Origin of the sequence: Oceanidesulfovibrio marinus, assembly GCF_013085545.1 — a bacterium.
Classification (GTDB): domain Bacteria; phylum Desulfobacterota; class Desulfovibrionia; order Desulfovibrionales; family Desulfovibrionaceae; genus Oceanidesulfovibrio; species Oceanidesulfovibrio marinus.
This window is the reverse complement of the sequence record NZ_CP039543.1, coordinates 1,786,845-1,808,964: the sequence shown is the minus strand read 5'-3', so window position 1 is coordinate 1,808,964 and position 22,120 is coordinate 1,786,845. Positions and strand designations below refer to the sequence as shown.

General features: G+C 64.0%; 21 protein-coding genes. 7 read left to right on the top strand and 14 right to left on the bottom strand.

All coding sequences use genetic code 11. The features are described from left to right. Nucleotides 1-212: 212 nt before the first annotated feature. Entirely contained in the window at nt 213-530 is a 318-nt protein-coding gene (locus E8L03_RS08140; RefSeq protein WP_171267052.1) for a thioredoxin family protein, read from the top strand. Next, nucleotides 521-2,077, top strand: a complete 1,557-nt coding sequence (locus E8L03_RS08135) for an HD domain-containing phosphohydrolase (RefSeq protein WP_171267051.1) — start codon at nt 521-523, stop codon at nt 2,075-2,077. Before E8L03_RS08140 ends, E8L03_RS08135 begins: the two co-directional genes overlap by 10 nt. A gap of 87 nt (nt 2,078-2,164) precedes the next feature. On the opposite strand, the gene E8L03_RS08130 is transcribed toward E8L03_RS08135, so the two are convergent. The 6 genes from E8L03_RS08130 to E8L03_RS08105 all read right to left on the bottom strand — a co-directional run bounded on the left by E8L03_RS08130 (nt 2,165) and on the right by E8L03_RS08105 (nt 8,657). Beyond that, nucleotides 2,165-4,306 (bottom strand): CHASE2 domain-containing protein, encoded by a 2,142-nt coding sequence (locus tag E8L03_RS08130; RefSeq protein WP_171267050.1) that lies wholly within the window; start codon nt 4,304-4,306, stop codon nt 2,165-2,167. A 27-nt stretch (nt 4,307-4,333) separates the two neighbouring features. Beyond that, on the bottom strand, nt 4,334-5,239 hold the full coding sequence (locus tag E8L03_RS08125) for a M48 family metalloprotease (protein ID WP_171267049.1): 906 nt from the start codon (nt 5,237-5,239) through the stop codon (nt 4,334-4,336). Then, nucleotides 5,236-5,715 (bottom strand): SH3 domain-containing protein, encoded by a 480-nt coding sequence (locus tag E8L03_RS08120; protein WP_171267048.1) that lies wholly within the window; start codon nt 5,713-5,715, stop codon nt 5,236-5,238. Before E8L03_RS08120 ends, E8L03_RS08125 begins: the two co-directional genes overlap by 4 nt. Nucleotides 5,716-5,950: 235 nt before the next feature. Beyond that, a complete protein-coding gene (locus E8L03_RS08115) occupies nt 5,951-7,198 on the bottom strand; it encodes a glycosyltransferase family 2 protein (RefSeq protein WP_171267047.1) in 1,248 nt (415 codons plus the stop codon). Nucleotides 7,199-7,264: 66 nt separating this feature from the next. Beyond that, nucleotides 7,265-7,417: a hypothetical protein gene (locus E8L03_RS20995; protein WP_235896482.1), complete on the bottom strand. Its 153-nt coding sequence runs from the start codon at nt 7,415-7,417 to the stop codon at nt 7,265-7,267. Between the two features lie 121 nt (nt 7,418-7,538). Continuing rightward, the gene (locus E8L03_RS08105; protein WP_171267046.1) at nt 7,539-8,657 is read right to left on the bottom strand and encodes a PAS domain S-box protein; all 1,119 of its coding nucleotides are present in this window, start codon (nt 8,655-8,657) and stop codon (nt 7,539-7,541) included. Between the two features lie 318 nt (nt 8,658-8,975). Here E8L03_RS08105 and E8L03_RS08100 point away from each other — a divergent pair, with 318 nt between their 5' ends. The 3 genes from E8L03_RS08100 (at nt 8,976) to E8L03_RS08090 (ending at nt 12,689) form a co-directional block, all read left to right on the top strand. Further along, nucleotides 8,976-11,402 carry a methyl-accepting chemotaxis protein gene (locus E8L03_RS08100; protein ID WP_171267045.1) on the top strand — a complete coding sequence of 809 codons (2,427 nt, stop codon included), beginning with the start codon at nt 8,976-8,978 and terminating at the stop codon, nt 11,400-11,402. Nucleotides 11,403-11,551: 149 nt separating this feature from the next. Beyond that, nucleotides 11,552-12,322 carry a metallophosphoesterase family protein gene (locus tag E8L03_RS08095; protein WP_144233745.1) on the top strand — a complete coding sequence of 257 codons (771 nt, stop codon included), beginning with the start codon at nt 11,552-11,554 and terminating at the stop codon, nt 12,320-12,322. Further along, nucleotides 12,315-12,689 carry a diacylglycerol kinase gene (locus E8L03_RS08090; RefSeq protein WP_144233746.1) on the top strand — a complete coding sequence of 125 codons (375 nt, stop codon included), beginning with the start codon at nt 12,315-12,317 and terminating at the stop codon, nt 12,687-12,689. The genes E8L03_RS08095 and E8L03_RS08090 overlap by 8 nt, the downstream gene beginning before the upstream one ends. A gap of 244 nt (nt 12,690-12,933) precedes the next feature. On the opposite strand, the gene E8L03_RS08085 is transcribed toward E8L03_RS08090, so the two are convergent. From E8L03_RS08085 to rplM, 4 genes are all read right to left on the bottom strand, one after another. Further along, nucleotides 12,934-13,563 (bottom strand): hypothetical protein, encoded by a 630-nt coding sequence (locus E8L03_RS08085; RefSeq protein ID WP_235896483.1) that lies wholly within the window; start codon nt 13,561-13,563, stop codon nt 12,934-12,936. A gap of 2 nt (nt 13,564-13,565) precedes the next feature. Further along, the gene (thrB, locus tag E8L03_RS08080) at nt 13,566-14,108 is read right to left on the bottom strand and encodes a homoserine kinase (RefSeq protein WP_144233747.1); all 543 of its coding nucleotides are present in this window, start codon (nt 14,106-14,108) and stop codon (nt 13,566-13,568) included. Between the two features lie 141 nt (nt 14,109-14,249). Next, nucleotides 14,250-14,642 carry a 30S ribosomal protein S9 gene (rpsI, locus tag E8L03_RS08075; RefSeq protein WP_144233748.1) on the bottom strand — a complete coding sequence of 131 codons (393 nt, stop codon included), beginning with the start codon at nt 14,640-14,642 and terminating at the stop codon, nt 14,250-14,252. Nucleotides 14,643-14,658: 16 nt separating this feature from the next. After that, nucleotides 14,659-15,087: a 50S ribosomal protein L13 gene (gene rplM / locus E8L03_RS08070; protein ID WP_144233749.1), complete on the bottom strand. Its 429-nt coding sequence runs from the start codon at nt 15,085-15,087 to the stop codon at nt 14,659-14,661. Nucleotides 15,088-15,349: 262 nt separating this feature from the next. Between rplM and E8L03_RS08065 the strand changes: the two genes are divergently transcribed. Then, complete coding sequence (locus tag E8L03_RS08065; RefSeq protein WP_171267044.1) at nt 15,350-16,606, top strand: SPOR domain-containing protein; 1,257 nt, start codon at nt 15,350-15,352, stop codon at nt 16,604-16,606. Nucleotides 16,607-16,663: 57 nt separating this feature from the next. Then, a complete protein-coding gene (locus tag E8L03_RS08060; RefSeq protein ID WP_144233751.1) occupies nt 16,664-17,920 on the top strand; it encodes an HD domain-containing protein in 1,257 nt (418 codons plus the stop codon). A 140-nt stretch (nt 17,921-18,060) separates the two neighbouring features. Here the strand turns inward: E8L03_RS08060 and E8L03_RS08055 are convergent, their stop codons facing one another. From E8L03_RS08055 to E8L03_RS08040, 4 genes are all read right to left on the bottom strand, one after another. Next, on the bottom strand, nt 18,061-20,082 hold the full coding sequence (locus E8L03_RS08055) for a molybdopterin-containing oxidoreductase family protein (protein WP_171267043.1): 2,022 nt from the start codon (nt 20,080-20,082) through the stop codon (nt 18,061-18,063). Nucleotides 20,083-20,195: 113 nt separating this feature from the next. Then, nucleotides 20,196-20,819: a LysE family translocator gene (locus E8L03_RS08050; RefSeq protein ID WP_144233753.1), complete on the bottom strand. Its 624-nt coding sequence runs from the start codon at nt 20,817-20,819 to the stop codon at nt 20,196-20,198. A gap of 89 nt (nt 20,820-20,908) precedes the next feature. Then, a complete protein-coding gene (locus E8L03_RS08045; protein ID WP_171267042.1) occupies nt 20,909-21,310 on the bottom strand; it encodes a hypothetical protein in 402 nt (133 codons plus the stop codon). A gap of 280 nt (nt 21,311-21,590) precedes the next feature. Then, nucleotides 21,591-21,944 carry a hypothetical protein gene (locus E8L03_RS08040; protein ID WP_171267041.1) on the bottom strand — a complete coding sequence of 118 codons (354 nt, stop codon included), beginning with the start codon at nt 21,942-21,944 and terminating at the stop codon, nt 21,591-21,593. Nucleotides 21,945-22,120 lie beyond the last annotated feature (176 nt).

Genomic DNA, 22,120 nt, shown 5'->3' with positions numbered 1-22,120 from the left:
GGATGAACTCTGGGCTGTGTTCGAAAGTGTTCATTTCTCGTGACGGCGAACACTTTTCTGTTCAGTGAACACTTTTACGGCGCCGAACAATCATAATATCTCCACGTTGAATATGTCCAACGTGGCGAAATAACGCATCATGATTCTATAGCCTTTTCATGGCACGCTATTTGATATCGGAATAGCAATGCCGACGAAGTTGAGGAGGTCGTATGATGCAAAACACCACAACTACTGTTTGTCAGGACACAATCGAGGCGTCCACGGGCACGCTGCTCGTGGGGTTCCTGGGCACGTCGTACGCCATGTCCGTGCAGGCCATGGACGTGGAATGGCTGTGCCGCAACCGTCTCGAGTTCCTGCCCGTGTGCGGCGAGCCATCACTGTACTCTTCGTACAGCGTGCGCGGGCTGCCTACGTACATACTATTTGAAAACGGCAAGGAGGTTGGCCGGCACCTTGGACGCTTGGATGCCGATGCCCTTGATTCCCTGCTGGAAGCTGTTTTTGGAGTACTCAAATGTCAGTAACCGTATTTCCATCCGCCGCGAATGAGCAACCGACCGCCAGGCAGCAGCCCGAGCGCGCGTCCCTGCTCATCGTGGAGGATTCATCGACGCTAGCCCTCTACCTGGAGCAGTTCTTCGAGGCGGAAGGCTACACCATTCTTGGCGTATACGACACGGCCGAGGAAGCGCTGATCAACATGCGCCGCCTGTCCGCCACCGGCTGCGAACCGGACGGCGTGCTCATGGACATCGTTCTTGCCGGTGAGATGGACGGCGTGGAGGCAGCCCGTGTCATTCTCCAGCGCTACAAGAGCGCGGTTGTTTTTCTTACTGGTCTTCGTGATGTGGATCGCGCCGTGGACGTGCAGCCCCACGCCTATCTGTCCAAACCGTTCGAGATGCATCAGGCGCGCGCCGTGCTGCGCATCGCCCTGCAGCACAGGCGCCTGGAAAACGAGCTCAAGCGTAAGCAGGAGGAGCTGGAGGCGCTGAACGCCACGCTGGAGCAGCGCGTGCAGGAGCGCAGCGAAGAGCTCTTGCGCGTGGAGCGCGAGAAGAACGCCGTGCTGTCCGGGCTCAAGGACGTCGTGGTCTTTTCCTTGTCGCCGGATATGGACATATTGTGGACCAACGCCCCCCGCAGCATGTTTCCCGAAGTCGCCGGCGGAGCGATCACAGGTGCGCAGTACGATAAGCTCTTCAAGTCGAACAATGGCAGCGCCAACGGCAACGTGGTCAAGAGGGCTCTGGAAAGTTGCGCCCCGGCAGAAGGCGAGGTCGTCACCATGGACGGCCGCTCCTGGTTTGCGCACTGCAATCCGCTTTTCGACAGGTACGGCCATGTCACCCGGCTGGTCCAGGTGATGATGGACATCAGCGAGCGCAAACGCTCGCACCAGGAGATGGAGAAGCTGCATTACTCCCTGGCCGAGGCGCACGGCGAGCTGATGGAGGCCTACCGCCACACCATCGAGGGTTGGGCCCGCGCCCTGGAGCTGAAGGACAAGGAGACCGAGGGACACTCCCGCCGCGTGGTGAACATGACGCTGGAGCTGGCCAGAGCCCTGGGCATAGAGGGCGAGGAGTTGACCCACATCGAGCACGGCGCCATCCTGCACGACATCGGCAAGATGGGCGTGCCGGACGACATTCTGCTCAAGCCGGGCAAGCTCAACGACGAGGAGTGGATGACCATGCGCCGCCACCCGGAGTACGCCCACGAGTGGCTCTCCGCCGTGCCGTATCTGCAGCCGGCCATGACCATACCGTACTGCCATCACGAGCGCTGGGACGGCAAGGGCTACCCCCAGGGACTCTCCGGCGAGGACATCCCCTTTGCCGCGCGGATATTCGCCGTGGTGGACGTCTGGGACGCGCTCATCTCGGACAGGCCGTATCGCCAGGCGTGGCCCACGGAGAAGGCCACTGCATACATTCGGGAGCAGTCCGGAAAGCAGTTCGACCCCCGTGTGGTCGAGGCGTTCTTCGAGTACGACATACCCAGAATAGCGAGCAACAGTGCGGCCAGGGTCGTGGAGCTGCAGCGGCACTGCGCCGGGCCGTTCTAGAGCGTGAAGTCGGCCGCAAGGCCAAGAGCATGATCCCGCCGCTTATGGAGGGCGCAGGCACCTGGTGGTCACGCCAGGGATTCGGGCCTACTTGCGCGTCAGCCGCCAGTCTCCGCACCAGCCGTCCGGAACACCCTGACCGGAAAGCAGCAGCCTGCATTGCGCGGCATACGCCGCAGCGGGCGGGTCCGTCTCTTCGAACGACTCGAAACAGCGCAGGGCCTCGTCCAGATCGCCGCGGCAGTAAAGCGCCCGGCCGCGTTCAAACATCTGAAGCGCCTCGGCGTGTGCGGCGAAATCCTCGGGCGTCATGGGCTCGTGGATCAACAGCGGCGACGAACGGCCCACCACCACGACTCGCGCCAGAGGCCGCGCCGGGAATGCCTGTCCGGATGCCGCCAGAGTCTCGTCCGAGACGATGGTGTACGTGCCGAACACCTTGTTCGCACCCTCCAGCCGCGAGGCGATGTTCACGGCGTCGCCGATCATCGAGTAGTCGAAGCGCGCGTCCGAACCCAGGTTGCCCACCACAGCCGCTCCGGTGTTCAGGCCGATGCGCGTGCGGACCGTACGGCCCACGCGCCTGGCAAACTCCGGCTGCATGGCGGCCAGGCGCTTCTGGCAGCGCAAAGCGGCGCGGATGCAGCGTATCGCGTGGTCGGGCTGGTCCAGCGGCGCGTTCCAGAAGGCGATGATCGCGTCGCCCTCGTACTTGTCCAGGGTGCCGCCCTCGTCCAGGATGATGTTGGTCATGGCCGAGAGGTAGTCATTGAGGAACTCGGTGAGCGCCTCCGGGGACAAGCCCTCGGAAATGGCCGTGAAGTTCTCGATATCCGAAAAGAATATGGAGAGGGTGCGCTGTTCCCCTCCTAGGCACATGCGCTCCGGATGACGAATCAGCATGTCGATGACCGCCGGGCTCAGGTAGCGGCCGAAGGCGCTGCGGATAAAGCGCCGCTGGCGGCCTTCCGTGGCGTGGAGCACGGCCAGCGAGGCCAGCACAGCGGCCGCCGCGCCAAGGGTGGGGCCGGCCAGGGGGACCTGCCAGCCCTGGGCGTAGGATGCGGTCGCGACAATCGGCGGCAGAATAAGCCCAATGACTGCCGCAGCGGCATGTCCCATCGGCACAAGGAACACGGTCAGTGCGGCGGCCACGGGCAGAGCCAGGAGCAGGAGCAGGGCTAGCCACTCCGGCGTCGGCGCGATGAAGTCCCCGGCCAGCAGGTTGTCCAGCGCGGCCGCGTGGATTGCCGTACCGGAGCTGACCCCGGAGACAGGCGACGGCCTGAGGTCGAAGAGGCCGGGCGCCACGAAACCAAACAGGACGTAGCTCCCGGATAGCGATGCCGGCTCGATGTCCGGCGGCTTGCCTTCGCGCAGCAGCAGCTCGCTGCGGATGATCTGCGCCGCGGAGTGGACCGTGTAATCGCCCGGACGGCGGAAGTTGATGAGCGCCTGGCCAGAGGCGTCGAGCCGGATGGCCGCGCCGTCCAGGTGCAACGCGTCGTTCTGCAGGGAGAGTTTCAAACCATCCGTCCCGGCGATCCGCAGGCCCAAGGCCAGTGAGGGCACGGTGCGGCCGTCGAACAGGGCGAAGAGGGGCAGCCGGCGGTACACGCCGTCCGCGTCCGGCTGGGACGCCACATTGGCCAGCAGCCTGGCCCGGCTCCGGATGGGGGGCGGTGGAAACGCGGCCCGCGGAAAGGTCAGCTCCTGCTCCCGGCGGCTGTGCAGCCACGAATCCATACCAGTGATGCGGACGTCCGGGTCGGGCGCATCCGGCGGCCACGCGCGCTCCTGCCCGGTAGATCGGCCCAGGAAGAGCGGCAGCACCGTCGCTCCCTGCGTCTCGATGGCTCGGCCGAAGCGCTGGTCATCGGACACGCCGTACTTGGAGGGCTCGGTGAACAGCACGTCAAAGGCCAGTGCGCGGACCCCGGCGCGACGGCAGAAGTCCGCCACGGCGGCGTACATCTCCCGCGGCCATGGCCAGCCCAGGCCAAGCTCGTTGCTCGCCCAGTCCAGGCTGTTCTGGTCCACCATGATGAGCTGGATGCGATCGCGGTTGGGCGAAGCCTGGGCCAGGATGCGCGCCCGCCAGTCGTAGGTGCGCAGTTCCAGACTCTCCAGCCAGCCCAGCCGCCAGAGCGCCACGGCGGCAAACGCGGCGAGCAGGCCCACGGCCAGGCCGTGGAGCAGACGCTTGCGGTTCAGCAAGGGCAGAGCCATGGACAAAGGGCCGCGCTGTATCCGCCGTCAGATGCCCTGCATGGCCAGCTCGAACCGCGCCTTCCGGGCCTCCGGCGCAACAGGGACCACGGTCTTGCTCATGAGCGGCGCCACGTCCGCTATGCGGTCCTGCGGGTCCGGGTGCGTGGCGGCGAAGTCAGAACCGCCGGGCGTAAGCCGCTGGTCCATGATCCGCAGCATCCGGGTCAGCCCGTCCGGGCTGTAGCCCACCTTCGTCAGGATGCGCACGGCGCCGGCGTCGGCCTCGCGCTCGTAGGCGCGGGAGTAGCCGTTGACCACCATGGTCTGCATGATGTCGCCCACGGACTCACCCAGAAGATCGGTCAGCGTCGAGACCTCGGCAGGCGCGAAGTGGCCGGCCGCCTCGGAGCCGATCACGCCGAACGCCTCGGTGATCCGCGAGGTCTTGATGGAGCGAAGGGCGTGCTTCTCGGTCACGTGGCTGATTTCATGCGCGAGCACCGCGGCCAGGGCGTCTTCGTCCGGGCAGCAGCGCAGCATGCCGCGCGTCACGAAGATGAGCCCGCCCGGCGCGGCAAAGGCGTTGATCTCGTTTGAGTCCAGTATGAGGAAGCGGTAGCCGCCGTAGGTGCGCGGCTGGTCGGAGTACAGCGCCAGGGACTGGCCCACGAGGTTGACGTAGCTGTTGGTCTGCTCGTCCGGGTAGACGCGGTACTTCTCCAGCAACACGGCGCCCACGGCGCGCCCAATGTAGTACTCCTGCTGCGGCGTGAAGTCTTCGGCCGACTTGGCCACAGCTACGGCGCTACGGGAAACGGAGCCCGCGTACTCAGAGCCTGGCACGCCGGCCACCGAGGCGACGGAGCCCACCATACTGCCCAGCACGTCGGTGTCCTTACAGCCGGCCAGCAGCAGAACCGATAGGGCGAGAAGGAAGGCGATGCGCTTCATGGCCGGCCTCCTTCCACGTTCAGGCCGCCTTCTTCCAGAAACGCGGCCAGCTCCTCGGGCGAATAACGCATGGACTCGGCGCGCTCGACCCAAAGATAGCCGCCGCCATGCGAGGCGCGAAAGCTCGCTTCCACAGCCGGGTTGAACCCCTTGCCCGCCAGGGCCAGCTCCTGGCCGGACACGCCGGCCGCTGCAGCGCCGCCGGAGCGCAGGGCCGGGGCGTGATCCGCCACCGCAGAGGCGTGCACCCAGCCGCGCTCGCCGCCGAACTCCACCAGCAGCCAGTCGCCGTGGCGTTCCACCAGGGTTACGGTGCTGCCGTATGGCGCGGTGGTCACGACCGGGCCCAGGAAGGTCGGGTCCTTGTGCAGGGCGGCCTCGTGGACCTGAACGGAAAGGGGTTGGGACGCAACGGCAGCCGCCGCAACGCAGAGGAGCAGGATCGCTCCGATGAGGCATGTCCGGAATCGACGCATGGGGAGCCTCCTCGATGGTGATTCGCGATGCATGTCGTGCAAGGGAAGGGGAGTACGCAACCTGCTGTATGCATGCAGGAAATCCCCTCGTCCACTGCATACGCAGTTCCTTGCAGGAAGAAAAGGCCAAATTGCGGCGGTGCGGGCTTTTGGGCGAGGCGGCAACAGCGCTGACGGAAAAGCAGGCCGAGGTCTCAGGAATACAGCTCCGCCATGCCCGGCTATGGGATTCCTTTCACGGCCGGAACGTACGCGCGTTGGCGGCGAACCACTGCTTGAAGGCGGTGGACAGCCGTGCGTCCCCGGACTCGCGGGCCTGCTCCAGGGCGGCGAGGGCGGTCTGCCGCAGCCCTTCCGGGCGGGCCAGCATCCGCGTGGTGTCCGCTAGACGCCGGGAAGCGTCGTCGGCGCGGGCCGTGTCCCCGGCGCGGGAGGCGAGGTCCAGAATGGCGCGGTAAGCGTCCTGCGAGGGCAGGAAGGCGGAGCGGCGCACGGCCGCGGCCAGGGCGCGGGACCACTCCCCGCGTTTGCGGAAGGCGGATTCCAGCCGGTCATAGCCCAGGGGCCAGCAGGGCTCCTGCTCCAGCGTTTCAAGGATGGCGTGGGGATCATCCGGCCCGGTAGCGTCCAGCTCGGCCAGGCGAGCTCCCTCGGGCAGCAGATACGGGTCCAGCCACGCCGTCAGGTGTAGGGCGTAGCCGTCCTCGGCCGCGAGGGCCGCCATATCCGGATGCAGCAGCCCGGCCGCGCGGCTGTGGAGCAGGGCGTCGTTGGCCGCCTCCCTGTCGAAGCGTCCCGGACTGGCGTGCTCGGCATGGACCACCGTGGCTTTGGGGGTGACGGTAAAGCCGTAGCCGGCGTGCGAGAGCCGCGCGCAGAGATCGATGTCCTCCATGCCGTTGACGAACCCTGCGTGCAAGCCGCCGTGCTCCAGAAAGAGGCCGCGGTCCATGCAGAGCGCCGCCGCCGTGATGACCTGCAGCCGTCTCTGCCGGCGCGTCACGGGGTGGCCGGCCGGGAACAGGGCGTAGAGGTGTACACACTTGAGAGCGTAGGGGACGGCCACACCCAGGTGCTGGATGCGGGCGTCCGGGCCGTCGGAGTAGGTGAGGATCGGCCCGACGCCGGCCAGGGACGGATCGCCGTCCAGGGCGGCGAGGCACGCTGGCACGGGGTTGGCGGGCAACACGGTGTCGTTGTTCAGCAGAAAGAGCCGTAAGCCCCAGGCTTGCGCCGCGCCGAGGTTTACGGATGCAGCGAAACCGCGGTTGGTCTCGTTGCGCAGCAGGGTGAAGCGCTCGCCGAACAGGGCCGGTCCCAGGGCGGCTGCTCCGCTTTGCGTCTCGTCCGGGGAGCAGTCATCCACCAGTACCACCTCGCACTGGCTGGGGGGCACGTGCGCGGCGATGGACTCCAGGCACGCGCTGGTGTGCGGCCATTGGCCGTAGGCCGGGATGACAAAGGTGAGGGGCGGGGTGTGCATGGGCTGGCCGTGATTGTCGTTCTTCTGCGACCGGCCGCTACACGTGCGGATAGGGCCGACGCACGATCAGCAGTTGGAGCACTGGCCACTGCCTTTCATGTAGGTTTCGTAGTCCGGCGCAAGGCAATCCACGGTGCCGCCCATGTGGCACTTGAACTTTTCCGCAGGAGGAATGTCAGGGGCGTCCGGGTGGCTGCATTCGGCCTGGACCAGGGACATTTTTCGTATTTCCTTGGGGCTTTTGTAATCGTATGTCCCGCAATGTTTGCAGACAAAGCGGGTTGCGCGACGGGTGCAGTCGCAATCCGTTTTGACGAACTGATGCTTCTTCATACGGGCTTTACGTCTCCAGGACCGGGTTTCGGATAATGACCAATGCGCCGATGAGCTGATCCTCGGCATCCCTGTACGGAGAGACGGTCACTGCCGGCACGTCGTCAGTGGCCTCAACAGTCAGCGCCTGGCCGGATGAGGCCAGGAATCTGCTGAACGCCTGCGCGCACTGGGCATGGAGTGCTTTTGGCAGCACGTCGGCAAGGTTCAGGCTTTCGAGGCTGCCGTTATTGCAGTAGCAGTCCGCAAACGGCTGGTTGTGCAGGATGATGTTGGAGTCGAGATCTGTGAGCACAAGCGGCACGGGCAGGGAGTCCACGGTCTGATGCAGCAGGTTGGTGGTGAGGCGCATGTTCTCCTCCGCCTCCTTGCGCTCGGTGATGTCCAGGACCACGGCCACGATGCAGGCAATATTGCCCTGGCCGTCCGGTATGGCGCGCAGATGCTCCGAGACCCAGATTAGGTCGCCGTCGCGTCCGAGCACGGCGCTCTGCTCGCGGACCAGCTCGCCCTCGCGCTCCAGCCGTTGCACGATTTTGCTCCAACGGCCGGCTTCATCATAATACTGCACGCCGAGATCGCGCAGGCTCTCCATGGCCTCGGCGGCGGAGTCGTACCCCAGGATGCGGGCGAAGCTGCTGTTCGCGTCGATCACGCGGCCCTCCGGTGTGGCCTGGTAGATGCCGGCGACCGCGTTGTCAAAGAGGGAGCGGTAGCGGTGCTCGCTCTCGCGGAGCTCCTGCTCCATACGGTGGTTCCGCACGGTCAGCTGGATGTTCGCGGCCAGCTCACTCTTGTGCACAGGTTTATGGATGTAGCACGCGGCTGGGGTGTCGTGGTCGCCGATGACATCTTCCGGCGAGAGGCCGGTGAGGAAGATAACAGGCAGGTTGTACTCGGAAGCGACACGCACGGCTGCTTCCCTGCCATCCATTTCGCCGTCAAGCATAATGTCCATGAGTACGAGGTCGGTCCGGTCCGGTCCGGCGGCCTCAAAATGCTCGAAGCACTCCTCGGCGCTGGAGACCATGCCCGTGATGAGGTGTCCCATGCTGGTCAGGAAGTGTTGCAGGGTTGTTCGGGTGACGGCGTCGTCTTCGACAACGAGAATGGAGTATCTGTGCATGTCGCCTAATGTTTTTACAGGTCCGCGGCATTCGGAGGCAGGGCGCGGCGCCGTAGCGGCGGCGCTATGCTTAAGATACTACCCTGAAATGACGATTCAATGAAGATAGAACCTGCACTCGTAACCGGTATGTCAACAAACTGCTGAAAATGTGAAGTAATTCACAATATCCGCGCACAATGTACGTGACAGACACACGTGAACGCGTATTCTCTTGTCTCAATCCGTACATGAAAGTATGGGATATTGACCACAGTAGGGATTTGTGTATGCCAGACCTCCACACAATCTCTGCTCGATACCTTTCCGGGGGAATACATGACGATTCGTTTGAAGCTCAGCCTTCCGCTCATCTGTTTCACTATCGCACTCGGGGCCGTCAGTTACGTCGTTGTTCAAAGCCAGCTTCATGGGCTGACAAAGCGCAGCCTTACGACTCTTGCGGAAAACAAGGCCGAGGAGCTCAGCCTGGCAATCGCCACCAGCTCCCGGTTGTCGCTGGCCATGGCGAGCATGGCCGCCAGCCGTGCTGGAGTTGTGGATGCCTACGAGACGGCGCTTTCCGGCAACATCGACGATCCCGAGAGCCCGGACTCGCAGCAGGCCAGGGAGATGCTGCGCAAGGAGTTCGCCAAGGCAGCGGATATGGTCGGCAAGAACCTCAACGGGCAGCAGCTGCGCATCCATTTCCATCTGGCCAATGGCAAGAGCCTCGTGCGGCTCTGGCGGGAGAAGCAGGCCAAACGCAACGGCAAGTGGGCCGATATCTCCGACGACCTGACCTCGTTCCGGCAGACGGTTCTGGATGTCAACGCGAACAAGAAAGCCGTGTCAGGCATCGAGCTCGGCCGCGGGGGGTTCGTCATGCGCGGCATCTCGCCCGTGGTCGGACCGGACGGCAGGCAGCTCGGCTCCGTGGAGGCGCTCACCGACTTCACCCCGGTGCTGGAGGGCGCGGCCAGCGGATCGCAGCAGAAGCTGTTCCTGTTCATGAACAAGGACAACCTGGCCATCACCACGCGTCTGCAGGATACGGCGAAATTTCCCCTGGTAGGAGACAAGTATGTGTACGTGGCCGGTGCCGGTGCGTACCAGTACGAGTCCAAGGACGTGCCGATATCGCTGCTGGATGCGGGCCGCGACACGGTAGCGACGCAGCTTCAGGATAAGACGGCGCTCTCGGCGTTTCCGGTTGTGGATTACCAGGGCCACCAGATCGGCGTCATCGCGTTCGCCGCCGATTTCTCCGGCCAGGTGGGCGCCATCGACAACACGCTCTGGACCCTGATCGGCTTGCTGGCCGCAATCCTCATCATCCCGGGCATCGTGGGATTTTTCGTCATCTCGCGCTACGTGGCCAAGCCGGTCAACACGATGATCGGCAAGATCAAGGCCATCGCCGAAGATCGCGCCGACCTGAAGGAACGCCTGGATGACAGCCACAACGACGAGATAGGCGCGCTGGCCACGTGGTTCAACCGTCTCATGGGCAAGATCGAGGACATCCTCTGCAATGTCGAGGGCTACCAGAACCTGGTGAATGCCGTGCCGGATCCCATCTTCGCCGTGGACGAAGACTTCAACTTCCTGGTTGCCAACACGGCCACCGAGGGATTCCTGGGCTGCTCGGCCGAGGAGCTCAAAAAGAAAAAGTGCCACGACCAGTTCAAGACCAAGGTCTGCAACACGGATAAGTGTCCCATCGCCATGGCCAAGAAGATCAACGGCGCGTACCAGTCCGAGATCATCAACATCGGCAGCGACGAGAAACCCCACTACATCCAGCCTGTGGGCGACATCCTTCGGGATTGCTACGGCAAGAAGTCCGGCTATGTGGAGGTGGCGCGCGATGTGACCGCAATCGTTGAAAAAGATCAGGAGAACCAGGCGGCAATGGATCGCCTGGCCCGGATCAACGACGAGATTATCGAGGCCACGGCGGGCATTGCCAGCGCGGCGAAGCAGATGGCCGAACGCTTCAAGGACATCACCCAGGGCGCCGAGGAGCAGTCCAACCGCTCCGGCGAGACGGCCACGGCCATGGAGGAAATGAACGCCACGGTGCTGGAGGTTGCCAAAAGCGCCAGCGATGCGGCGGAGCAGGCCGGTAGCGCGCGCGAACGCGCCGAGGCCGGCGCCGACGTGGTGAACCAGGCCATGCAGTCCATCGGCGAGGTGCGCAACCAGGCCCTGGCGCTCAAGGAATCCATGGGCGAGCTCGGCGGCCAGGTGGAGGGCATCGGTCAGGTCATGGCCGTGATCAACGACATCGCCGACCAGACCAACCTCCTTGCGCTGAATGCGGCCATCGAGGCGGCGCGCGCCGGCGAGGCCGGACGCGGATTCGCCGTGGTCGCGGACGAGGTGCGCAAGCTGGCCGAAAAGACCATGTCCGCCACCAGCGAGGTGGGCTCCGCCATTCGCGAGATTCAGGAAGGCGCGCGTCGCAACATGCAGGTTGTGGACGTAGCCGCGGAAGCGGTGGAGCAGTCCTCGGAGCTGGCCGACGAGTCCGGCAGGTCCCTGGGTCAGATTGTGGACCTGGTTGTCACCACCACGGACCGCGTGCAGTCCATCGCCACGGCGGCCGAGGAGCAGTCCGCGGCCAGCGAGGAGATCAGCCAGGCCGTGAGCGAGGTGAATCGCATTGCCCAGGAGACGGCCCGCAGCATGGACGAGGTCAGCTCCGCGGTGCGCGGTCTGATGGATCAGGCAGACAGGCTGCGCAACATCGCGAGTTCGTAGCTGCTATCCCCCCGCACAGGAGCGATTTCCCGAAGGAGATGCGGCGTTGGTTGTCGCCAACGCCGCAAATCCAGGGTATGCTTGGTAACCGGCGGACGGGCGGTACGCCCCTGGTGTCCGCGAAATCTACCAACTCAGGATAATCGCTCGTGCGCACCATCGCACATATTTCTGATCTACACTTCGGCGCCATCCGCGGAGACCTTGTCTGCAACCTCCGCGATGCATTGCTCGATCTCTCGCCCAACATCGTCGCCGTCAGCGGCGATCTGACTCAACGCGCAAGGCGGTGGCAGTTCGTACAGGCCGCCGCCTTTCTTGCGTCACTGCCGTTCCCGCTGCTCACGGTGCCGGGCAACCACGACATGCCGCTATACAACCTCTACCGGCGCTGGACCAAGCCGCTGGCCGGCTACCGCCGCGCCGTGGGGGAGCTGCCCACGTTCTACGAGGACGGGGAAATGGCCCTGGTGGGCATGGACACCACCAAGCCCTTTGGCTGGAAGGAGGGCCGGTTCTCACGGCGGCGGTTCGCGCACCTGGCCTCCATCCTGGACCGCATTCCGGAACACGACGTGCGCATCGTGGTGGCGCACCATCCGCTGCCCGGGCACAAGCTCGCCACACTGACGCGGACCCATCCCGTGGACATGGTGCTCACCGGCCACCACCACATCGGCCGGCACGCACTGGTGGAGACGGCCGGGACGCCCGGCTGCCTGACCATCCATGCAGGCACGGCGGTGTCGCGCCGGCTGCGGGGGCAAACCAACTCCTTCAACCTGCTGCGGGTAGAGCGCAATGCCGTGGAGGTGGACCTGATGCTCTGGGAAGGGGGCCGGTTCGAGCTGGAGTCGTCGAACCGGTTCGTGCGCGTGCGCGGCGGGTGGCGAAGCTCAGGGGACGGCAGCGTTGCGTAACAAGTTCCTGAACACCGGAACACCGGGCTTCCACCCCCTGCATAAAATCAGGATCATGGCCAGCGGATTCGTCTCCGCCATGCGCTACGACCTGAGCGTGGCCTACAAGGTCGTTATCTCCGTGGCCCTGCTCTCGACCATGTTTTTTCTACGCATGTGGGTGGATTTCCTGCTCATATTCGTAGCTACCTCGCAGATGCTGATGGCCGAGATCTTCAACAGCTCCATCGAGGCGATCTGCGATTTCGTCGAGACGCATGAGGATGAGAAGATCAAGCTCATCAAGGACATGGCGGCGGCCGCCACCGGCGTGAGCATCCTGACCTGGCTGCTTGTGGTGGGCTACGAAATTACGCTCTTGTTCTAGAAGCCACTTCATACAACAGAGACCGCCGGCAGGGCGCAACGCAGCACCGAGGTGTGCGGGTGTTCGCCCGGCTGGAAAGGCTTGGTGGCCTCGAGCAGGCTGTTGAAATAGTCCTCTACGGCAGGCTGTTCAAAAATCCCGCTGGCAAGGCGCAAGAAAAGTTCAAGGCTGACGCGTATAAAAGATACGCGAGGGTTTGAACTTTTAGCCGCAACGCAGCCAGCGGAAGATTTTCAACAGCCTGCTAGAAAGGCTTTCCCTGCACGATCATCTCGGCCAGGGTGCAGTCGACCTTGGGGAGCTTTCCGGCCTTGGCGCCGAGGAATGTCTGTTCGATGGCGGCGAGCTCGCGGTAGAGGGGGGTGCGGTCGATGACCGGGCCGCGCACGTTGGAGCCGGGCGCCATGGGCTCCCTGGCCGCCAAAGCGTCGAAGCGCGGACAGCCGGGGTAGTGCACGAATCGGCCGTCCGGCCGCTGCAGCACATGGGCCACGCCGTGGAGCCGGCAGATCATCAACCGGTGCTTGTAGATGGTGCAGAGGCCGTCCACATTGACCGGGCACATGACGCGAGGCCGCTCGCCGCGTGCCAGGGCCGCCTGCATGGCCTCCACGTTTTCATGGGCGTTTTCGGTGATGCGGGCGACGAGCTCTGGGGCGGCCTGCTCCAGACCGTGGAGGAAGTACGCCCACTCCACATAGGTGTGGTGCTGGAAGTGGCTGATGCAGCAGTTCTGCTCGCAGTTCGCGCAGGTGAAGCCCAGCGGTGTGGCAGAGCTGTCGTAGGCCGCGTCCATGCGCTCGTACAGCGCGGCGAGGCGGTCGAAAACCTTGCGGGTGCGTTGCGCCTTGGGGGGATTGCGTCGTCCTGCCACGGCTACTCCTCGTTCAGCCAGCGCACGATGGCCCCGGCCACGGCCGGAGGGGCGATCTCGTCGGTATCCACAATGAAATCTGCGGCTTCTTTATACAAAGGCTGGCGCTCGGCATAGAGATCCTCAAGGGTCTGGCCGGGCGCGATGGCCAAGCCGCGCTCGCCGGCCTGGGCCAGCCGGTGCTGGATGGTCTCCAGCCGGGTGCGCAGGAAGACCATGGGGCCCAGCTCCTTGAGCCGCGCCACGGCGCTGGGGCCGTAGATAACGCTGCCGCCGGTGGAGATGACGCAGTGGCGCACGGTAAGGCCGGAGACAAGGGATTCCTCGGCCTCCAGAAAGTGTTGCCGGCCGAGGCGCTGGAACACGGATTCGAGGTCGGCGCCGAAGTAGGATTCGATCACGCGGTCGGTGTCCACGTGGCCGAGTCCCAGGGCTGCGGCGAGCTCCCGGCCCACGGTGGACTTGCCTGTGCCGGCCATGCCGATGAGCGTGACCGACGTCTCTTCCGAGAGGCGCGTTTGGGGATTTGGGGTGGCAGCCGTCATGGTGGACTTCTTCGTACCCTCTTGCATGCGGCGGTGCAATGACCGCGCGCGAACGTCCGGAAAGGAAAAAGGCCCGCACACAGGCGGGCCCTTGATAACAAGACAGCGTATCGCATCGGCCGCGGCCGACGGAGGGACGACTTACCGCTTGGAGTACTGGAAGCGGGCACGAGCGCCGCGCTGACCGTACTTTTTACGCTCTTTCTTGCGAGCGTCGCGGGTCAGGTAGCCGGCCTTCTTCAGCTGCGGGCGGAGCTCGGGATCAACCTGCAGAAGGGCGCGGGCAATGCCGTGGCGCAGAGCCTCGGCCTGGCCGCTCACGCCGCCGCCGGCGATGTTGGCTTTCACATCGTACTTGCCAAGCAGGTTGAGCAGGGTCAGGGGCTGCTGGATGACCTGCTGCAGGGAGGCACGGGGGAAGTACTCGTCAAAGGGACGGCCGTTGACGAGAATCCGGCCGGTGCCGGAGGTAACACGGGTGCGGGCTACGGCGTTCTTGCGACGGCCGGTACCGTAAAATTCTTCGGTGCTCATGCGCTACTCCTCGGAATTACAGCGGAAGCTGCTGAGGGTTCTGGGCTTCGTGGGGATGCTCGGGACCGGCATAAACTTTCAGCTTCTTGAGCATCGCGCGGCCGAGTTTGTTCTTGGGCAGCATGCCGCGGACGGCCGTCATAATAGCGTCCTCGGGCTTGCGCTCCAGGGTCTCAGCCAGGCTGCGGCTCTTGATGCCGCCCGGATAACCGGTGTGGCGGTAGTAGAACTTGTCGTTCAACTTGTTGCCGGTGACCTTGATCTTCTCCGCATTGACCACGACGATGAAATCGCCATTGTCCATGTGGGGCGCGAACTCGGCCTTATGCTTGCCCCTGAGGCGATGCGCGATCTGGGTGGCGAGGCGGCCGAGAATCTGGTCGGCAGCATCCACGACAAACCAGTCGCGGTTAATATCCTTGGGCGTCGGAGTGAAAGTCTTCATGAATCGCCGCTCCTTCGTGCTCTCAGTAGGTGGCGCGCAAGGCGCCCCGGGATGATATAGTTAGCGGGCGCACATTGGCGCGCCCCCGAAATCGCAAAGACGAATTTGATAGAGGGTACCGGCCGCTCTGTCAAGGGGAAAAAACCAAAAAAACGCGACCGGCCGGTTTCATCCTCTACAGAATCTTTCCGGTCGCGACATTGACCCCCGGCCGTGCCACCGTATACATAACACGGATACATCGGCACACCAAGGAGCTTCCATGCGCCCACATCCCTTTATATATGCACCGCGTCGCGTTGTCAGCCTCGTTCTTTTTCTCGGGCTGGCCGCGGCTCTCGTTCTCGGCGCCGCCGGCTGCGGCAAGAAACCCCTGGCCCCGTCCCGCTATGGAGGCGCTCCCTCCACCACCGGCGAGCAGCAGGCATGGTCGCCGCCTCCGGCCCCTGCTCAGGCAATACCGGAGCAGGACCTCGGCCAGCAGCAGGCGTTGCCCGAGGCGCAGCCTCCGGTCTACACGTCCACCGGCGAATCCGTCCCGGTGTTCGAGGATGTCTACCAGCTCGCCTCGTTTTCCCAGCAGGAGTACGCCACAGGCTTCGAGCGCCAGGCCCGCGACGCCGGCTTCGACGTTCGGCTGGAAGATGCCATGGTCAACGGCCAGACCTACTACCGCGTCATCGGCTCCATCCGCGGCACGGAGGACGAGATCAAGCAGTCCCTGGCCAAGCTCGGCGTGAACCCCGTGCAGCGCAGCCGAATGCGCATCGAGGGCGCTACGACCCCGTACCCGACCGGCTCCGCCTACGCGCCTGCCGCGCCGGAAACCGCGCCCGGCGTCTCTGCTGCTCCCTATGGCAACCAGACAGCCGCGCCGTATGGCTCCACCTGGCAGGAGCCTGCGCCGTCCACGGCCATGTCCTCCGGCGCTCCGGCGCAGCTCGAAGGGGAGCAGGCCCCGGCCTATGACGGCACGGGCTATGCCTCCGAGGATGTGCAGGTGCCGCCGCCTCCGGGCGACGCTCTGGCCGGATCGGCGGCCCAGACGCCTCAGCAGCAGGACCCGCTGCTCGGCCCGAGCTACCGCGCGCCCATGCAGCAGCAGGCCCCTGCCGCGACGAATCAGGTCGCCGCCGGCACACAGACTGCCTCTGTGAGCAAACGGGCGGTGAGTGAGCCCCAGGCCAAGAGCGGCATTATCCCGCCGTCTGCTCCGCCGACCTTTGCCGGATCGGCCGCCTGCCAGGAGAAGAACGGCAACCTGGTCGCATCCGCCGTGGGCCGCGCCGACGAGCCCTTGCGTGCCGAGCGCATCGCCGTGGACCAGGCCAAGCGTTCCCTGTTGCTCTGCGTGCAGGCCTACCAGGACAAGGAAGGCCTGAGCAGCGGCGCACGGCTCACCGAGGTGCCCATCCAGTACCTGCTCATTTCCGACCCCCAGCGCAGGCCGGACGGCTCGGTCTTCGTCTCCGTGGGCATCGCCATCGAAGATATCCCCAAGCTCTCGGCCGGCCGCTGATCGCAGCGGTCCGCCGGGGCCTCCCACTTCACCACAACGCGGACGCCACCATAGCGCATGACATCTATACGTAAGTCACTGCTCCAATTCACCTTTGCCGGCTCGTTCATGAAGCGCTGGAACGATAAGCTCAGGCCCATGGAGCTTATCGAGCTCGACAAGCAGGCGCACAAAATGATCGCGGCCTGGGCTTTGTACGAGCTCAACTCCCAGCACCTGCCCCATGACGAGCGCATCGAGCTGGGCCGCGTCGTAGTGGAAGGTGGCATCTTCGACTACATGTACCGGCTGATCATCACGGACGTGAAGCCGCCTATCTTCTATCAGATCAAGGCCAACCCGGAGCACTACGCCATGCTCACGGAGTGGGTGCTGGAGCAGTTGGAGCCGCGGGTGCAGCCCCTGGGCGACGAGTTCTGGGAGCGTATCACCAACTACCTGCGCAAGACCGAGGCCGACGGCCTGGAAGGGCTGGGCCGGCGCATCCTCGCCGCCGCGCATCTCTACGCCTCCAACTGGGAGTTCGAGCTCATCAAGCGGCTCTCGCCACAGGACGAGGAGCTCGAAGAGATCGACCGCTCCTTCCAGGACGGGCTCGAAGCGCACAAGGATCTGATCGGCGTGGAGGAGCTCATGCGCGGTCCGGCCTCCACCCTGGGCAAGTTCTGCCACCTCTGCGGGCAGCTCCGGTTCCAGAAACGCTGGTCCCAGACGCCGCGCATCCCCGAGACATCGGTCATCGGCCACATGTTCCTGGTGGCCTGCTACGGCACCTTTTTCTCCATGGCTGTGGACGCCTGCCCGGCCCGGCTGGTCAACAACTTCTTCTCCGGGCTGTTCCACGACATGCCGGAGCTGCTCACGCGGGACATCATCTCCCCGGTCAAGAAGTCCGTCTCCCACATCTCGGAGCTCATCAGCGAGTACGAGCGCAAGGAGCTGAACCGCCGCGTGCTGGAGCCCCTGCGCAATGCCAACCGCGAGCAGCTGGCCGAGCGGCTCTCCTACTTCCTCGGCCTCACCGTGGGCTCCGAGTTTCGGGCCTGCATCATGGAGGACGGCGTGCCCCGCGCCGTGACCGACGAGGAGTTGGAGACAGTCTATAACCAAGACCGTTTCGACCCCAAAGACGGCTCCATGCTCAAGGTCTGCGATACCCTGGCCGCCTTCATCGAAGCCTACACCGCCCTGCGCAATGGCATCTCCTCCGACGAGCTGCAGCAGGGCCTTTTCCGCATGCGCCAGAAGTACGCCAAAACCGTGATCGGCAGCGGCAAGATCCACGTGGGCGCGCTTCTCGCCGATTTCGATTAAGACACGCTGAATAATGTACCGAGGGCTCTGCCCTCGGGCACCCGCCAGGGAGCTAAGCTCCCTGGACCCATAAACAATGGGGTCCGGGGACCAGTGGTCCCCGGCAGGGGGCCTGGGGGACAGCGTCACCCAGACAGTATCTAAGCTACAGGCTCAATCTCGACTTTATTGCAGTGGAAGGCGCAGGTATTGCCCATGTCGGTGATGCGCTGGCTGGTGAGCTGGTTGGCGCCGCCGCGGGGCAGGAGGCTGGGCCAGTGCAGACCTTCGGCCACGAGGAGGTCGCTGCGGGTGTCCTCGGTGACCTCGGCCTGGAGGATGCACTCGCCGCGGTCGTTGAAGATGCGGACCGGGAAGCCGTCCTGGATGCCTCGATTGGTCGCTGTTTCCGGGTGGATTTTCACGGTCGCGTCGCCGATCTGCTCGCGGATGGCGGCCACCTCGTTGAAGGCGGAGTTGAGCAGCAGGTGGTGCGGCGGGGTGATGAACTCCAGGGGGTAGCGGTCGCCGCCGTCCGGGTCGCGCCAGGGCTCGCCGTCGGGCAGTGGGGGGAGTCCCTGGTCGGCCATGGCCTGGGAGTAGAACTCCGCCTTGCCGGACGGGGTGTTGAAGCCGTCGGCAAAGGGGTTGGCCGGGATGTTCAGCCGGACAGGGCGGCCGGATTTGAGGGCCGCGGTATCGATGCCTTCCATGTAGCCGGTGTTGTTGTCGGCCAGGATCTGGTCGAGCAGCTCCGCCTCGGTGCTGGTGAAGACCGGTTCGTCAAAGCCGAGGCGGGCGGCCAGGGCCTGGAAGATGGCGAGAGTGGAGCGGCTTTCGCCCACGGGCGAAATGACCGGCTGGACGAACTGGATGTTGTTGTGGCCGTAGGCCCGGTAGAGGTCGGCCACCTCCAGAAAGCTTGCGCCCGGCAGGATGATGTCGGCGTGGCGGGCCGTCTCGGTCATGTACATCTCCTGGACCACGGTGAAGAGGTCGTCGCGGGCAAGACCTTCCAGCACCATTTTGGACTGCGGCGCCACGACTGCCGGGTTGGAAAGATAGACGTAGAGCATGTGGACGCGCGGGGTGTCGAGCTGCGTCAGGGCCTTGCCCAGCTCCACCATGTTGACCACGCGTGTGCCGGCGGGCCGCAGGTCAGGGCGTTTCAGGCAGGTGATGTCCGAGGGGCCGCCGCCCAGACTGCGGGTGATGCCGCCGCCGGGCTTGGCAAAGGCGTTCACCAGGGCCGGCAGCAAGGCGATGGTGCGCATGGCCATGCCGCCGCGGAGCTGGCGTGCCGGTCCCCAGCCGGTGCGGATGTACGGGGCCTTGGCCTGGCCGTACCCGCGGGCCAGCGCGATGATCTGCGCCTCGTCGATGCCACAGATCTCGGCGGCCCGGGAGGGCGGGTACTCGTCCACGCGGGCCCTGAGCTCCTCGAAGCCCACGGTGTGCTCGGCGATGAAGGCCATGTCCACCATGTTTTCCTTGATGAGCACGTGCATCATGGCCAGGGCCAGGGCGGCGTCGGTGCCGGGCCGGAGCATCAGATGCGTGTCCGCGGTCTGCGCGGTCCGGTTGCGGTAAGGGTCGATGACCACGAGGGGCGCGCCGTTCTTGCGGGCCTGCTTGATGTGGGGCCAGGCGTGGATGTTGGTGGTCAGGGTGTTGTTGCCCCAGATGATGACGAAGTCGGATTTGGCCGCCTCCTGAATCTCGGTGCTGGGCCCCTTGCCAAGACTGGCCTTGAACCCGGCCGAGGCTGCCGGGCCGCAGATGGTGTAGTCGAGGGCGCTGGCCCCCAGCTTGTTGAAGAACGCTTGGCCGATGTTGCGGTGGATCAGTCCCATGTGTCCGGCGTAGGAGTAGGGCAGGATGGACTGCGGCCCGTGCTGCTCGGACACAGACCGCATTTGTGAGGCCACCTCGTCCAGGGCGTCGTCCCAGGAGATGGGCGCGAACTGCCCGCTGCCCTTGGGGCCGGTCCGTTTCAACGGGGTGGTGATGCGCGTGTCGGCGTGCACGTGCTCCGGAAAAAAGGTGGCCTTCTTGCAGGTGAAGCCGTTGGTGTACGGGTGCTCGGGGTCACCTTTGACCGCGGTGATGCAGCCGTCCTCCACCTTGATCAGCAGACCGCAGGTATCGGGACAGTCCTTGGTGCAAACTGCACGTTTCCACATGGTTTTCTCCAGAAGGTAAGGGTCCAGAGAGCAGTGCTCCCTGGCTGGGAGTCTGAGGGAGAGCGCCCCTCAGGGCATGTCCGGGATCAAGCGCATCGTGTGCGAGGGGCCGGCTAATCCCGCGCGAGCACTGTGGCGCCGGCTGCGATCAGCACGCCGCCCGAGGTCCGCCGCACCCAGCGCATCACCCGCGGACGGCGGGCCAGCCTGCCCATGCGCGCGGCAAGCTGGGCGTAGCAGAAGGCATTGGCAAAGCCGAGGATGAGGAACGTGCCGCACAGCAGGGCGAACTGCTGGGTGAGCGGCGCGGTGTGGTTCACGAACTGCGGCAGGAATGCCGTGAAGAACACGATGCCCTTGGGGTTGGTGGCCGTGACGGCAAAGGCGTGGCCGGCAGCCCGGCGCAGGGAGACGGCCGGGACCACCTCGCTCTCCGGCATGCAGGCGGCAGACGAAGCGCTGCGCCACATCTTGACGCCCAGCCAGATGAGATAACAGGCGCCCAGCCACTTGAGCGCGGTGAAGAGCATGGCGGACGCGGCAAGCACGGCGCTGACGCCGAGCAGGGAGCAGGTCATGGCCGTGGCGTCGCCGCAGACAACGCCGGCCGCCGTGGCCAGGGCCACCCGCCGACCATGGGTCAGGCCGTAGCTGGTGACCAGCATGACCGTGGGGCCGGGAACCACGAGCACCACCACGGTGGCCAGCAGATAGGTGAGGTACAGATGCAGTTCCATAATGCAGGCACTATATGCGAACGGCGGCGAAACGCCAAGCATCGCGGTAAGGACTCGTCCGCAAGCGACGCAGGATTGACGCGTCTGAGCTAGTGTCGAGACTCGGCATCCTCGTCCCGCAGCTCCGGGTGGCGCTCGTAAAAGCCGTCCAGCTGTTCGAGCTCGCCGCCGCAGTGGGGGCATGTCATCCCTTCAAAGTCGTCGATGAGGCATGGGGTTTGGCAGGCAACACAGATCGTTTCGGTCTCAGTCAGCTGTGTTGACGATGTATTACGCTTGCTTGATTCCTTGTACGCTCTGTAGAGGAAGAAGACGCCAAACGCAAGAAGTGCGAGCCCCAACGGACAGCGAACGTTTGTATGGTCCATGACCAGATCATACCGCTTGCTGTAATACTTCGTGACGATAATGACCTTGCCGCCCCAGTATACAAAGGCAAGTCCGAGAAAGACGAGAAGGTATTTGTACAGATTGATGACATGAGATTTCATAGAGATATTACGCCGCTACTTGCGGCACTTCTTGGTTTCTGTTCAGATCAAGAGGGCGTCGGCTACGTTGCAGAGGGGGCTATGACACAACGCCTGTTTACGCATCTACCATATAAGTCCATATCGTGTTGTAATACACACGAGAGTTGCTGATATCTTTATTATTCTCCCCTCGTGACGCATGTAGCCGGCAGCATCTTCAACATACCCAGAGAGCGACGGCGCAGGTGTGCCTTTTGGGTGGCTGAGGATATGAAGTCCATAGTGTTGTCATGGAAGGCTAGTGCCCAGGCTCGGTATCCTCGTCCAGCAGCTCCGGATGGCGCTCGTAGAAGCCGTCCAGCGGTTCGAGCTCACCGCCGCAGTGGGGGCAGCGGCCGTCCTGAGCCGTGTAGACGGTAATCGTTTGCTGGCATTCAGGGCAAATCATCATCTCGTTTTTTTGGGAATCTCGATTTAGGGCGCGGAAAGAAGTGACGATCCCTATCAGCCCAACAATGACAAAAGTTGAGGAGGCCAATATCCTGAGGTTTGAGAAGTCATAGAATATTCCACGATAATCATTGTACCATTCAGGATTGCAGAAGATCATGATGCCAATGAATAAAATGATAAATGAGATAAGCAAGCTCATCTATTCTCCCATTAGAGGCAGGCTAAATAGCATCATTATACTCGTCTGGATCGTAGTAAATTTGATCATGCAGGAGGGCGCTTCTGGTATCTTCAAGATATTTCACGCCCTCGGTTGCAAGGTAGCCCCCTGTTGCCATTCATTCTCAGGCATCCCAGGCAGCATGCCTGACACGA